Origin of the sequence: Paenibacillus sp. UNC451MF (genome assembly GCF_000686845.1) — a bacterium.
In the GTDB taxonomy this organism is placed as follows: domain Bacteria; phylum Bacillota; class Bacilli; order Paenibacillales; family NBRC-103111; genus Paenibacillus_S.
On sequence record NZ_JMLS01000020.1, the window covers coordinates 16328 to 30566 of the forward strand.

General features: G+C 45.9%; 10 protein-coding genes and 2 pseudogenes. 9 read left to right on the forward strand and 3 right to left on the reverse strand.

Annotated elements, in window-relative coordinates:
- The first annotated feature begins 28 nt into the window (after nt 1-28).
- From BP97_RS0119865 to BP97_RS41110, 3 genes are all read left to right on the forward strand, one after another.
- On the forward strand, nt 29-913 hold the full coding sequence (locus BP97_RS0119865) for an SMP-30/gluconolactonase/LRE family protein (RefSeq protein WP_036746213.1): 885 nt from the start codon (nt 29-31) through the stop codon (nt 911-913).
- A gap of 193 nt (nt 914-1106) precedes the next feature.
- Nucleotides 1107-5063 (forward strand): CehA/McbA family metallohydrolase, encoded by a 3957-nt coding sequence (locus BP97_RS0119870; RefSeq protein ID WP_197035501.1) that lies wholly within the window; start codon nt 1107-1109, stop codon nt 5061-5063.
- 763 nt (nt 5064-5826) lie between these two features.
- Complete coding sequence (locus BP97_RS41110; RefSeq protein WP_064745723.1) at nt 5827-6075, forward strand: hypothetical protein; 249 nt, start codon at nt 5827-5829, stop codon at nt 6073-6075.
- Nucleotides 6076-6221: 146 nt separating this feature from the next.
- Here BP97_RS41110 and BP97_RS39775 read toward each other — a convergent pair.
- Together BP97_RS39775 and BP97_RS0119885 are read right to left on the reverse strand one after the other, a co-directional pair.
- Nucleotides 6222-6428 (reverse strand): annotated as a pseudogene (locus BP97_RS39775) (IS1182 family transposase); the annotation flags it as partial.
- Between the two features lie 208 nt (nt 6429-6636).
- Nucleotides 6637-7389: a helix-turn-helix transcriptional regulator gene (locus BP97_RS0119885; RefSeq protein ID WP_028550683.1), complete on the reverse strand. Its 753-nt coding sequence runs from the start codon at nt 7387-7389 to the stop codon at nt 6637-6639.
- Between the two features lie 209 nt (nt 7390-7598).
- Between BP97_RS0119885 and BP97_RS36895 the strand changes: the two genes are divergently transcribed.
- From BP97_RS36895 to BP97_RS41115, 6 genes are all read left to right on the forward strand, one after another.
- On the forward strand, nt 7599-8588 hold the full coding sequence (locus BP97_RS36895) for a hydroxyacid dehydrogenase (RefSeq protein ID WP_051620783.1): 990 nt from the start codon (nt 7599-7601) through the stop codon (nt 8586-8588).
- Between the two features lie 41 nt (nt 8589-8629).
- Complete coding sequence (locus BP97_RS36900; protein WP_036746215.1) at nt 8630-10102, forward strand: arylsulfatase; 1473 nt, start codon at nt 8630-8632, stop codon at nt 10100-10102.
- 64 nt (nt 10103-10166) lie between these two features.
- Entirely contained in the window at nt 10167-11498 is a 1332-nt protein-coding gene (locus BP97_RS0119900) for an ABC transporter substrate-binding protein (RefSeq protein ID WP_028550684.1), read from the forward strand.
- A 124-nt stretch (nt 11499-11622) separates the two neighbouring features.
- Entirely contained in the window at nt 11623-11853 is a 231-nt protein-coding gene (locus tag BP97_RS0119905; RefSeq protein WP_028550685.1) for a hypothetical protein, read from the forward strand.
- 164 nt (nt 11854-12017) lie between these two features.
- Nucleotides 12018-13316, forward strand: a complete 1299-nt coding sequence (locus BP97_RS0119910) for an ABC transporter substrate-binding protein (RefSeq protein ID WP_028550686.1) — start codon at nt 12018-12020, stop codon at nt 13314-13316.
- A 32-nt stretch (nt 13317-13348) separates the two neighbouring features.
- The gene (locus BP97_RS41115) at nt 13349-13813 is read left to right on the forward strand and encodes a type 2 periplasmic-binding domain-containing protein (protein ID WP_028550687.1); all 465 of its coding nucleotides are present in this window, start codon (nt 13349-13351) and stop codon (nt 13811-13813) included.
- Nucleotides 13814-13816: 3 nt separating this feature from the next.
- Here the strand turns inward: BP97_RS41115 and BP97_RS41735 are convergent.
- Nucleotides 13817-14113: pseudogene (locus BP97_RS41735) on the reverse strand (helix-turn-helix transcriptional regulator); the annotation flags it as partial.
- Nucleotides 14114-14239 lie beyond the last annotated feature (126 nt).

The following is a 14239-nucleotide window of genomic DNA, read 5'->3' on the forward strand; positions in this document are numbered from 1 at the left end:
CAAGGATAATCGGGAGGGGAAATGCTGGATGGAGAAACGTACCGACGGTCTGCAGGTAGCTCTAAAACGTTCGACCCTCCTTGGGGAGGGAGCTGTCTGGGATGCAGTGGCGAGCTTGCTTTACTGGATTGACATTCTAGGTCACAAGGTCTTTATTTTCAATCCAGTTACCGGTATGAATCGGGAGATTGATGTGGGTCAGCCGGTTGGGGCTGTCGTACCGAGAGCATCTGGCGGCCTTTTACTGGCCATGAAAGACGGTTTCTTTGCATTGGATACGAAATTGGAGCTGCTTACTCCTCTTTTTAACCCGGAAAGCCATTTAGGAGCGAACCGTTTTAATGATGGTAAGTGCGATCCGGGCGGCAGATTCTGGGCTGGAACGATGACGAATGATTCCGGCCCTGGGGGAGCTTTATACAGGCTCGATACGGACATGTCCGTGACTCAGGTTCTCACAGGCATTACCTGCTCCAATGGCATAACATGGAGTCCTGATAAGAAGAACATGTATTACATTGACTCACCAACACGAGAAGTATGGAGCTTTGATTACGACGAGGCTTCAGCGAACATCAGTGGACATCGAACGGCGGTTACAATTCCCAAGGCGGAGGGCGTGCCTGATGGAATGACCATCGACGAAGAGGGGATGATTTGGGTTGCCCATTGGGGTGGCGGTATCGTTTCACGGTGGAACCCGCATAGCGGCGATCGGTTGGATACTGTTCATGTGCCGGTGACTCACGTTACTTCCTGCGCATTTGGCGGTACAAACCTGGATACCCTTTATATCACGACAGCCAGCGTCGAATTAAACGAGTCTGAGAGGGCTAAGCATCCATTAGCCGGTTCTTTATTTCAAATCGAAACTAAAACGAGGGGGATTCCCGCATTTTCCTTCCGAGCATAAAATGTGTAAACATAAGCTCTTGCAGGACATCTTCAGATTGACCAATTCCATACTGGCGAAGGCTTAAACACGATGATAAAGACTCGAATTCCCTTGATCGCTCTAGTAAGAGATATTGAGGGTATTTTTTCGCATACCTAGTTATAACAACACGATCTGCCTGCAGGAAGTCATAACAATGGGAGGAACCTTCATGCTCAGACGAATGTTAATGCGAGCTTCGACTGCTACGTTACTCACCCTGTTTATAGTTCTAGCATGCCTGATCACCAAGGAACAAGTCGATGCAGCGGTAAATCAGATAAAGACCGGAGTCACGAACGAAGATCCGGGTTTTACTTATGGCCCTGTCTCAAGGGACTGGATCGAAGGTAGAGATTATTACTACATTGAGAATAACGAGATCAAGTTGACAATCGGCTCGAACCATCTGGCTACCAAGGATACGGTGGACTTTAGCGACAATATGTCGGGAAACAACAAGTGGGGAACCTTAACGCCGGGACATATTATGGATGCCGCCCCTAAGTTCAGCCGCCGGGATAACCTAGATTATACTGAGTTTGTGCTTAGTACGAACTTAGCCCGCACATGGTGGTATCCACTGGAAAAGCTCAACATGCCCGACATTCAAGTGTCGGACAATTCGATTGTATCTAAAGGTGCTTGGGACAAAGATTCGAGTATTAAATCACAGGTCACCTACTCTATCGTAGAGAATTCCCCTTTAATTCAAATGAATGTGAAGCTGACCAATGAGGGGACTGCCGCCTTCGCCGGTCATTTGGCCTATATCATAGATCCGGAGGAGTCGTTGGAGCAGCAAAGCTATGTTCCTGGCTGGGGATGGAGAGGCGGTCAAGCTAGCGCATTTATCACTTCGGGCTGGAACAAGAACTATATTTTCAACGGAATACAGGATAAGTACACTGGAAATACGGCTCATGCCATCCTGTGGCCGAATAACCAGCAGCCTTCGGCACTTATTCCGGAAGGTTATATCACTGGAGCATGGTTTCAGGTGAAATTAGCCCCGAATGAGACGAAAGAGCTTATCATCTACCATCTTCCGCATAACCCGTCACCGGCATATGAGTCCTATAAGACCGCGGAATTATGGGCGGATGTAATTCGAAACGACATCGACCCTGCAGCCATCGGTACTATATTAGGAACCGTAACAGATGCCGAGGGCAAGCCTTCCCCCGGCGTTGATATCACATTCCAAACTGTAACCGGAAGTACCTACGCGGCCACTACCACCGATAGCAGAGGAATGTACAGTGTGTATACGGTAACTGATAATGTTTACAGCCTTAGCGCAACGAACGGAATAGACCGCTTTGAGCTGGATCTGTCCGACGTGCTCACAGAGCCCAAGACAAAGATCGATTTTACTATGGAGGCTCCAGTCCAAGAAAACGTTACCGGCGTAACTAATGGAGATCCGGGTTTCACCTATGAAGGGACCTCCAGGGACTGGTGGGTTAGCAACGATTATTATTACATGGAAAACCCCGACATCAAGTTTACCGTAGGTACAGTAAGGACTGCCGGCAAGGACCCGAAGGACTGGACCGATAACGCGTCGGGCAACAGCAAGTGGGGGACATTGACCCCCGGTCATATCATGGATGCAGTTCCTACTCTGAATAAACAAGAGAACATGGACTTCACGGAATTTGTCTTAAGCGACGATCTTGGTGTGACACCGGAGGATGAGGCTAACGGCAAGTATATGGAATGGTCTTGGTTCCATCCGTTGAATAAGCTGGAACTTCCGCAAATAAGTAGAACGAATAACAGCATCGTCGCAGCTGGAGACTGGGACAAGAATGATAAGATGAAATCGTCCGTCCGGTATTCTATCGTTGAAGGCACACCCTTGATCCAAATGGAAATCACGTTGAATAACCAGACGGGAGCCGATTTCAAAGGCAGCTTCGGGTACATCGTCGACCCGGATCAGCCGGGGGAGCAGCACAGTTACCTGCCTGGTCAAAGCTGGGTGTACAGCCAGGAAAAAAGTGCGGTTAAGAGCGGCTGGACGGAGAACTACGTGTTCAGTGGAATCAACAATTCATTTACAGGCAAAACCGCGCATGCGATCATCTGGCCTGAGGATCAGCAGCCAAATAGTGTCATACACGAAGGGATCTGGATAGGAGCCTGGTTTGATGCGTCCATACCTAATGGCCAGAGCAAGACTTATACGCTCTACCATCTGCCGCATATCGCTGGCCCAGCCGATAAACCATATGCCGCTGCCGAATTCTGGGCAAAGTTCATCAGTGAACACGGCGAAGCCGGGAATTACGGGAGCGTAACAGGAACTATAACCACCGAAACAGGCGAACCGGTGACCTTTATGGAGGTAGTGTTAACGGACAGTCAAGGAAACTTCTACGGGAGAACAGTTACTAACGGCCAAGGCAAATACCAGCTTTTTGCTCGGAAGGGTAGCTATGAACTCACTCCAGTAAGTGGTGAGTTTTCCGTAGAGAGGAAGAGTATGCAGCTTGCAGATACACGGAGGGTCCTGGTGGATTTCGTGGTGAAGAAGTACGCGGACATAAGCATCAGCATGCCTTCGGAGCTCACAGTTGCAGCACCGTTTGATATTTCGATTACTGTAAAAAATGTGACAAACGAAGCGCTACAGCAACTACAGGTTGAGGTTCTGCCGCCATATTTTGTGCATCTGCTTGATGAAGGCACTGTGATAATCCCTGTCGTGGAAGCACAGTCGCAGGTTGAGATTAAGGTCAAGGCGGCTGCGCTAGAAGGCGGAAGATCAGCCATGCAGGCCAATGTCTCGGGTAGCCAGTTTAACATAACAAGAAAAGGTAGCTTCGACGTAAAAGGTGTTGGATATTATGCGGGTGACAACCATACACACACTAAAAATAGCGACGGCGTTCATTCTACTGCCGAGAATGCTAACAGCATCTATAACAAATCGCTGCTTTCCTGGGTATGGAACGTAGAGCATAATCTACTTTTTAAGCAGGATGCGGATAACGTCACACAGAGCTATGGCGGCCGTTTCCAAAGCCTTGCTGGCTCTGAGGTTACGACAAGTGTAGGCCACGCGCTGGTTTACGGGCTGGAGGCCGTACCTCGGTATGACATTAACAATTCGGAAACCGGATACAGTTGGCAGGACAGCATCAATGGGGTGACAGATCAAGGCGGATTGTTCTATTTCGCGCATCCGTTTGATAACAAGTATAAGTTAGAAGATCCGTACCGCTGGAGAGGCTTCACCGGTATCGAGGTATGGAACGGCACCTTCCATGCGCTAGACAACGGCGTCAATGAGAGGGCGTTCAAGTTCTGGGACGAAATCAACATCCGCGGCGATGCGAAATATTACGGATTTGCCAATACGGATGGCCATACGAAGGATAAGGTAGGCGATACGTACAGCAAGGGTCTGATGCAGAGTCTCACGTCGGGCAATGTACTCCAGTTGCTGAAAACCGGAGCATACTTTGGCTCCAACGGCCCGGAGCTAAGGTTCAACATCGACGGTGTTGATATGGGGGGGACGCTGCACATCGAAGGCGACGGCAATGCTCAGCTTCATATTCAGGCTTTCGATCCGAACTCCAATCTGAGCCGAGTGCGCGTGATCAAGTACCCGGTCACGGGCAGCATAGACGACTACTCCAGAAGAGAGATCGTCTTTGAGGAAGACCTGTCGGGCTTATTCACGAATACATTAATAAAGACGGTAACCCTACCTGTGACAGGTAAGGAGTTCTACCGAATGGAGGTTTTTAGTGAGAAAGCCAACGAGAACAGTTCGGGCATAGGCCCACTCACCGGCACAGGCTTTGCGTTCTCTAACCCTATCTGGATAGAAACCGCTGGGAGCTCGAATGCTGCGGCAATCGAATCCATCTCGTACAAAAATAAAAACAAATTTGAGGTAACGAACAAGTTTGGAGTAAGTATTCTTGAGGTCGACGATAAGGCTATGGATCTAAAAAAGCTGGAAGTGGAAGTGAGCAACGGTGCTGCTGTAACCGCTACTAGTTTCGCCGAATTATCGAAGGGTGATCCTTCAGCTGGACTCCTTACAATTAAGGTGACGGCGAAGGACGGCACACAGAACAGCTTCACATACTTGGTTTTTGTCCAATAGATTTTTCCACTAACTGGGGTTTTATAAAGAACACGTAAAAGAATGCATTAGGATAGAGAGCGATATGCAGCAGTTTCCTAATGTTTTTTTCTGTGCAGAATTATTTGCTGTTGTCCCTACAGGATTCGCAATTTTTATAGAGAAAACCCTACACGTCAATTAGACAGAAGACGACGCTTGTCAGACACACAAACATTGTCTCATAAAACTCTTATTAACTAGGAATTTTTTAATTAATAGGATCAAGTTTAGTCGCGATTTGACGACACAAACTTGATCCTATTATCACTTTGCAACACAAACATTGTCCATTTTTAATGGAGGAGCAAAACTCATCGATTTCGCCTTACCTATGCATGCCAACTGTTGGGTAACGGGAGCTCTTTGGGTATCAAGCTATAATTGCCGTCAATCATAGTGCCCGCTTCGTCCAGACTTCCCTTATTAATAAAAATTCAAGAATACCTTAATCCGTTGGGGAAATTGTTAAACTAAATGGACCAGTTTCATAGATAAAGGGACAATGTTTGTGTCATTTATAGGATAATATTTGTGTCGTCCGACACTATTGAGACATGGAATCTAGTCGATTTCTAGACATATGTATAAAATACAATTATAAAATTAAATTACAAGTTTCGTTGACCAGCCTTTGATTCTACTGTATTTTCATATATTGTTACACATTATAAGTGGACATCCGTTTCGTAGAAACGGTAGTGTCCACTTTTTTTGTGAAAATAAAGTAGGGAGGAGAAGAGGTATGGCTTCGTTCTTTCATGTATACCGTCCAGAGGGAGTGAATAGCGAATACCACCTTATCGTATTTGACGATTCGAAGGAAGCCTTCATACCTCTGACAGAGTTTTACCGTGACCAGGTCAAGAGGATTAGTGAGAGTTCCGTAATCGCTTATTTAAACACCATGGAACCGTTCTTTTATTGGCTAAAGTACAAGAGTTGCTACAAGGACAGAAAAGTATGGTGGGATGACGAACCAGAAAGCCGTTAACGTCAGGCAGTATTTGTTAGATCAAATGCACTGTAAGATCCGAGGCAGAGACGGGCATGAAAGCGTGTATTTGACGAGTAAAAGCTCCAAAACAGTTCAACTGTTTCTGTCCGCATTTAAAGGGTTTTATAAGGCAGCTTTCTTCAGTAGGCGTAGATGATGACTTTGGTGAGCATCTTCGGATGATAGCTGTCTCGTCCTCCTCCGGGATAAGCCGCGTCAAAGATAGCGTCGTCAAGCTTATTCACGGCTTCGTTGACGACACGAACGAGGTGATTTTGAGGAATGTCCTCTTCCAAATCCATTGGCAAGCATAGTTGGTCCATGGTATACCTTGGATGTAGAAGTTTCATTGGAACATGATCATTAAAAATATCATTAGTCCAATTCAGCAGTTTATTATCAATCGAACCTAATTAAGTTAAGCGGTCCTTGCACATTGTTTTTGTCATTAATTCTGATCCAAAAAACAGCTTTAGTCTGAAATTCCATCGGACTAAAGCTGTTTTTTGTTCTGGGATATTTTTGATATTTTTATCATCATTACTTCATGGGATGCTTCTAAGACGAGTTCTTAATAAATTGACTCGGGCTTTCGCCTGTACGATTCTTGAAAAATTTTGATAACGAATAGAGATCGTTAAATCCGAGATCAGAGGCAATTTCGGAAATCGTAAGCTCCCGGTAGCGAAGCAATTCCTCTATTTTTTGAATTCGGATTTGATCGATATAAGATTTCAAATTTTCCCCGGTAATATCCTTGAACTTCTTCGATAAATGGTTACGTGTATAGGACAGCTCTTCTGCAAGCTCGTTAACCGTGATTGCTTTGCCGTTGCGCATCGATATTTTCTCCGTAATCAGCTTCACTAACAGTTCAGATGGATCATCTGTTCTATGGAAGTCGTCGGACTGAATGTAATGGAACATCGTTTCAAGAAAACCGTTAACAAATACTTTTTCGTACTGCTTAAATACGCTATCGTGAATGGCTAATTTGAAAGATGTGATGAGTCTGCTTGTGAACTGATTGCCATGTATGATTCCACCCCACAGGGGAAAGTCATCTATTTCACATTCGAATTTTAAAGAAATCCAGGCAACGTCATGCTTATGGTATCTAAACCCATGCTCGCACACTGGAGGAACCAGCAGCATATCTCCCGCCTCAAGAGACAGCAGCTCATCGAGCATTTGACAATGAATTACGCCTTGAGTAACGATCTCTAGCTGCCAATGCTCATGACTATGCAACGGCTTGATGCACTGGTATGCTCGCGAGCCGAAGTGTACGGAAAGTAATTCGGATTTCATTGCCATCCCCCTTATGAGTAGATAAATTGAAACACACATTTTTACAAATTGTTCGGTGATTCTGACATTCGGTTTTAACAGTGCCCGTGGTAATTTATAGGTATTATAAAGCAAAGAGGCGAGCGCTTACAAGATGGCAAAAGCAGAAGAGCTCTTTTTACATCTGCAAGCTGCAGCTTATAAATGAAAAGTAGGGAGATGCTCAAGTAATGAAGATGAAAGCATATGTTTTGCCATCTAAGCCTCACTTGCAAAAGGTTTGCTCCGCAACTTGCAGAGAATGGTTAGAAGAGTATTTTGCACCTGTTTGGAATGAGACGGATGAGGAATATACGCAAGACCAATTGATGGAAATGATAGCCGATGCGGAAGTCATACTTACAAGTTGGGGTTCGCCAAACTTTACGGAGGAAATGCTGGCACGGGCCCCGAAGCTGCGTTATATCGGACACGCTGCAGGTACGATAAAAAAACGGATTCCAAAGCAAGCTTTCAGTCAAGGAATTAGCATTTTTTCCGCGGGTCCCCGTCTTGCCTGGGGCGTAGGGGAATATTGCCTTTCCGCATTGATGACTATGCTTAGAAAGCTGCCGCAATATGAAGCGAATTTTCGCAAGGGCGGATGGAAGCTTAATGATATCAGAGGCAATGAATTGTTCGGTAAGACGGTAGGCATTGTATCGGCCAGCTCAACAGGAAGATCTTTCATTCAGTTGTTGCAGCCTTTTCAAGTGAATATATTGGTGTACGACCCGTACTTGACCGAACAAAGAGCGGAGGAGCTCGGGGTCCGTTGTGCTTCGTTGGAAGAGGTGATGGAATGTCCCATCATTTCCATTCACGCTCCATCCATTCCGGCGACAAATAATTTAGTGAATGCAGAGCTTATTCGTCGGATTAAGGACGGTGCTATTCTGATCAATTCTTCTCGCGGTGCTGTGCTTGATGAAGAAGCGCTGTTCTCGGAGCTGCAGACGGGCCGGTTTTATGCCGCTCTTGATATATTTGTAAATAACCCATCGAAAGACTCTCCGCTTCGCGTGCTGGACAACGTACTGGTGACGCCTCATGTGGCCGGAGATACCGTGGAGGGCCATCTCGCACTGATGGAGGAGGTCGTTGCCGATATATTGCGCAAAGAACGGAATGAGCCTACCCGTTTCGAAGTGAAAGAACATATGTGGGATATTTTGGCTTGACCGAAATTGTGAAAATTACTTTAGTGGCAAGGAGGGAAAAAATGTCAAACAAACCGAATGTACTTCTCATTATGACAGATCAACAACGATGGGATACGCTGGGCTGTTACGGGAACAAGGTGATAGAAACGGCCAACCTTGACTGGATTGCTTCAGAAGGGACCGTGTTTGAAAGCGCCTACTCGTGTACTCCTTCCTGCATCCCTGCGAGGGCTAGTCTGATGACCGGAATGGATCCGTGGAATGTTGGCATTCTTGGAATGGGCAAAGGCCAAGGACCGATGAGCTACCTTGAAAATACGCTGCCCGAGCAATTGGCCAGAGCAGGCTACCACACACAGGGTGTTGGAAAAATGCACTTTCATCCGCAAAGGTCTTTGTTCGGCTTCCATCATACCGTGATAGATGAATCGGCAAGACAAGGAGATCCTGGCTTCATTTCCGATTACAGAAGATGGTTTGATCACAACAAAACGGGGGATTACGGCTTTACGGATCATGGCATTGATTGGAATTCGTGGATGGCTCGTCCCTATCATGCGCCGGAGTTTCTGCATCCGACCAATTGGACGGTCAACGAATCGATCCGTTTTGTGGAAAACCGGGACCCCAACAAACCCTTCTTCTTGAAAATGTCGTTTGCACGTCCGCATTCGCCGTATGATGCGCCGGCTTTTTACTACGACATCTATGACAAAAAGGATATTCCAAAGCCGCATATCGGAGAATGGTCCGCGATGCATGATGTAAAGAAGGACGCTGCATTTCCGGATGCTTGGCGAGGCAAACGGAGCGAGGAGGAGATTCGAAGAGGTCGAATTGGATATTACGGCAATATCCATCATATTGACCTGCAAATCGGCCGGTTGCTGATGTATTTGAAGAAAAAAGGTCAGCTGGACAACACGCTTATCTTGTTCACCTCGGACCATGGAGATATGATGGGAGATCATCATATGTGGCGTAAAACGTATGCCTATGAAGGATCGACTCATATTCCGCTCATCGTAAAACTGCCGAAATCAATGAAGAGCGCTCAGATTGAACGAAGCGCTGCTCCTGTATGCTTGCAGGATATTATGCCGACCATCCTTGACGTGGCCAAGGTTGATATTCCTGATACTGTGGATGGGCGAAGCATGCTTCCGCTTATGCAGGGAAGGTCGACCTCATGGCGTGAGTTTGTACATGGGGAGCATAGTACGTGCTATTCCGAACTGCAAGAAATGCAGTATGTAACAGACGGCAGATGGAAATATATATGGTTTCCCCGGATTGGCACAGAGCAGTTGTTTGATCTGTCCTCAGATCCCGGCGAATGTGTAGATTTGGCTTCAAACGTAGCTTATTCTTCCGAACTGATTGGTTGGAGAGAGAAGCTGATTGCCGTGTTGTCCGAGCGTGATGCTGGCTTAACGGACAACGGAGCGCTCGTATGTCAGGCGGGTAAACCGTATCATGTTTCACCAAAGTATAAGGAGCGAATTGAGCGCGCTGGAGGCATCGTTAAATAGAGCGTTGTATTTCTGTTGTATCTCTATTGGAATGTGAAGCAACAGGAATCGAGGAGGGTTACTTTTGAAAAAAAGAAGCGTTCGTATTGCGACATGTGCAGCAATTTTATTGTCTATGACAGCATGTGAACCCATAGCAGGAGAGACTCAGGAAAATATCGCAAAGCCCACAAATGAAGGATTAGCTTCGAGCCAGCCGATCGTGCTGAAGGTATTACAACACAGCGGTACCCTAAGCGATGAAGAATTTCAGAAACTGATGGTTAAGCCGGTTGAGGAAAAATATCCCAACATCACCTTGGAGCTTGTTCGCAACGGTAAAGGTTCGGCAATTGAGCAATTGATAATGTCGGGGGCTGTGCCCGATATTATCTTTACCTCAGCTGGTACGGCACTTACCAATCTGATACAGCTTGAGGTACCTCTCGATTTGTCGGACAAAATTCGATCCGAGAAGCTCGACAGCAGTCAATATGATCCACATGCACTGGACGCAATCAAGCTTATTTCGGGCAAAGAAAAAATGTACGCGCTCCCATTTTCAATTAATTTCAGCGTCTTGTACTACAATAAGGATATTTTCGATAAGTTCGGCATTCCCTATCCGAAAGACAGTATGACGTGGGAGGATACGATTGAATTAGCCAAAAAGATGACACGGCCGACGGAAGACATCATGGGCTTTGACTCGCTTACCGTAGAAAGGTATGGTGCCCAAATGTCGTTGCCATTCATTAATTATGACACCAATAAAGCGGTCTTCGCCACGGATGGCTGGAAGCGTGCTTTTGAAGTGTACAAAGCTTTCAAGACGATTCCAGGCAACAAGAGTAGTACCCCACTCCCACTCGTCGACGCATTCATTAAAAACCGCAATTTGGCTATGATGGTGGCGTACGGTGCGGTAGTTGGCAGCATTGAAGAACAGCACAACAAAGGGAATCCGATGAATTGGGATATGGTTACCGTGCCACAATTTAAGGAAGCACCGGGAAAGTCGTGGGAAATCGACCTTCATGCGCTTGCCGTATCGTCAAAAACTAAACATAAGGACGAGGCTTTCAAGGTCGTATCTTTGCTCACCGCCAATGAGGAGGTCCAGACTGCAATGACTCGTGAAGGAAGGCTGACAAGCCTTAAAAACAAAAAAGTACTCGATGCGTTCGGTAGCAGCCTGAACACACTGAAAGGTAAAAATATGGATGCTATTCTGAAAAGCTCCCCTGCGCCGAGTACGCCACCTTCAGAATACAAGGAAATTGCGAAACGCCAGATCGTCCCGGCATTTAACAAGGTGATAGATCAGGATATGGATATTAATACTGCGCTTCGCGAGGCAGAGGAGCTGGCGGATAAAGAAATAACGGAGAAGCTGAAAGCAGCTGTTATTAAATAACAACAGAGCATGAGGCAAGATGCCATTTTTCGAGTTGGAAGATGGATGCAAATAACAATGAATATTAGTTTTGGCTTATGTACCACGAGACAAACAATGAGGAGCTGAAGCGGTTAGCCGAAGCTTGCGAGAGCAAGATGGACAAGTGTATCGACAATATGAGGAGCTTCACCACGATGTCGGCTTTATGTGGAGCCTGAGCTCCGTCGCGAACTATAAAACTGACGGGGAGCAAGGAGTCGAAGCTGCGTGCTTTGAAGGTGGCGGCATGGCCGGCCGGTTCAACATCCGTAGCAATTTCATCCGTGCCTGGAATGATACCAATTTTAAAGGAGAGAATGTAGGCGTCGTGTAAGCAAGTACTAGGGAAAATGAATAGAGGTTGGACTTCGTTGGCGTCTAATCTCAATCAGGAATCCAAATGAAGGTAAACATTCAATAAATTAACGAATATATGAAAACGTTTTCTAATATAGGCTATAGTCTATAGAAATAAAAAATAACCTGGGGGATTTAGAGATGAAAAGAAAGATCAATACCGTATCTGCGCTCGTTTTGTCGGTGGCCATGCTTGCTGGCTGCAGTTCCGCTCCTAATGGTGAAGGAAATACGAATAAACAACAGCAGCCTATAACACTGAAATTTTATACGGGAGACAAAGATTACGAAGACAGATTTAAAAGAGAAATCGCTGACAAGGTAAAGGCCAAGTATCCGTACATTTCGTTTGAGTTTCAAGGGGGCAAAGACTTAAAGGAGCTTGTTCTTGCAGGTCAAAGTCCAGATTTGTACTATCAGGGATTATCTGCGTTAGATACCAATCTTGTGAATTTGAATATGCAATTCGATCTATCCGATTTGATCAAAAAATCAGGCTTCGATCTGAACCGGATCGACCCGGCATATTTGGACATCATACGCACCGCTTCGCAAGGTTACGGCGGTACGTATTTCGGACTTCCTGTAACTACGTTTACTCCGGTATTGTTCTACAACAAAGAAGTTTTTGATAAATTCGGTGTTCCTTATCCCAAGGACGGTATGACATGGGACGATGCATATGAATTGTCCCGCAAACTGACGAAGGAAGTCGACGGTGTGCAGTATAAGGGAATGACCATGAACTTTCAGTATTTGCTTGACAATAATCAGCTCGCCGCACCTTATCTTCACCCTAAGGAAGATAAGGCGGCGGTTAACACTCCGGAATGGCGTTCCATTTTTACGACGCTTGGTAAGTTTTATCAGATTCCTCTGAACAATCCATTGGATGATCGGAGCAGGGTTAAAGAAGTGAATGACTTTACCAAGGAGCGGATCTCGGCTATGCACGCGGATGTGACGGCGGCCATCGATAGCTTCCCATCCGACTTCGTCAATTGGGATATGGTTACACTGCCGACGATGACCGAAGCGAAAGGGCTCAATGCTCAGCTGAATCCAAGGTTTTACTACATCATGAGCTCCAGCAAACATAAGGAAGATGCATTCAAGGTAATCGAATTCGTTCTGTCGCAAGAGATGCAGCTGGCAGCAAGTAAAGCCGGCAAGTCAACGGTATTAAACAATGAAGAAGTGAAGAAGGCGTACGGTCAAGAGTTTGACAAGCTAAAAGAAAAAAATATAGGCGCCCTGTACTTCAACAAACCGGTGAAACCGGCTGCCGCACGCGATGCTAAGTTGACGGCAATTCCGGCATCGCCCATTGCAAACAAAGAATTCATTCAGTTCATCAAAGGTGCGAAAGACATCAATACGTCATTGCGTGATTTTGAGGAAGCGCTCAACAAAGCTATTCAAGCTGAAAAAGCAAAATAATAGTTTCCTCTGACGCAAGCAGCATCTCGGCTATGCATGCGGATGTGACCGCGGCCATGGATAGCTTCCCGTCCGACTTCGTCAATTGGGATATGGTTTCTCTGCCGACCATGACTGAAGCGAGAAGCATCAATGCGCAGCTGAATCCAAGATTTTACTATACCATGAACTCCAGCAAATACAAGGAAGATGCATTCAAGGTAATTGAATTCGTCTTGTCGCAAGAAATGCAGCTGGCAGCAAGTAAAGCAGGTAAGACAACGGTATTGAACAATGAAGAAGTGAAGAAGGCGTACGGTCGAGATTTTGGGAAGCTGAAAGGAAAAAATACAAACGCCCTGTACTATAACAAATCGGTGAAGCCGGCTGCTGCACGCGATGCAAAGCTGACCCCGGTACCGGCAGAATTCGTCTATGGAGGTGCGCCACGATGCAAACTTTTTATTGAATTGGCGCGGGCTTTCGCCGGTATGCTTTTTGAAAAATTTAGAGAATGAAAATATACCGTTTAACCCGAGATCGGCGGCAATTTCGGAAATGCTTTGTTCTTTGTAACGAAGCATTTCCTCTATTTTTTGAACCCGGATTTGATCGATATACGATTTTAGGCTTTCTCCGTTTATCTCTTTAAATTTCTTCGATAAATGGCTGCGAGTATACGATAGCTCATCGGCCAGCTCGTTAATCGTGATCGCTCTTCCATTACGCCCATATACCTTTTCCATGACAAGTTTCGCCAGCAGCTCGGACGAATCGTCAGTTTTGTGAAAGTCGTTGGACTGAATGTAATAAAACATCGTTTCAAGGAAACCGTTGACAAATGCCTTTTCGTAATTTTTGTAAGCAGAATCATGAATGACTGTTTTGAACAGGAGACGCGCCTACTTGTGAACTGTAGTAAAATCACACATATTTACAAGTAA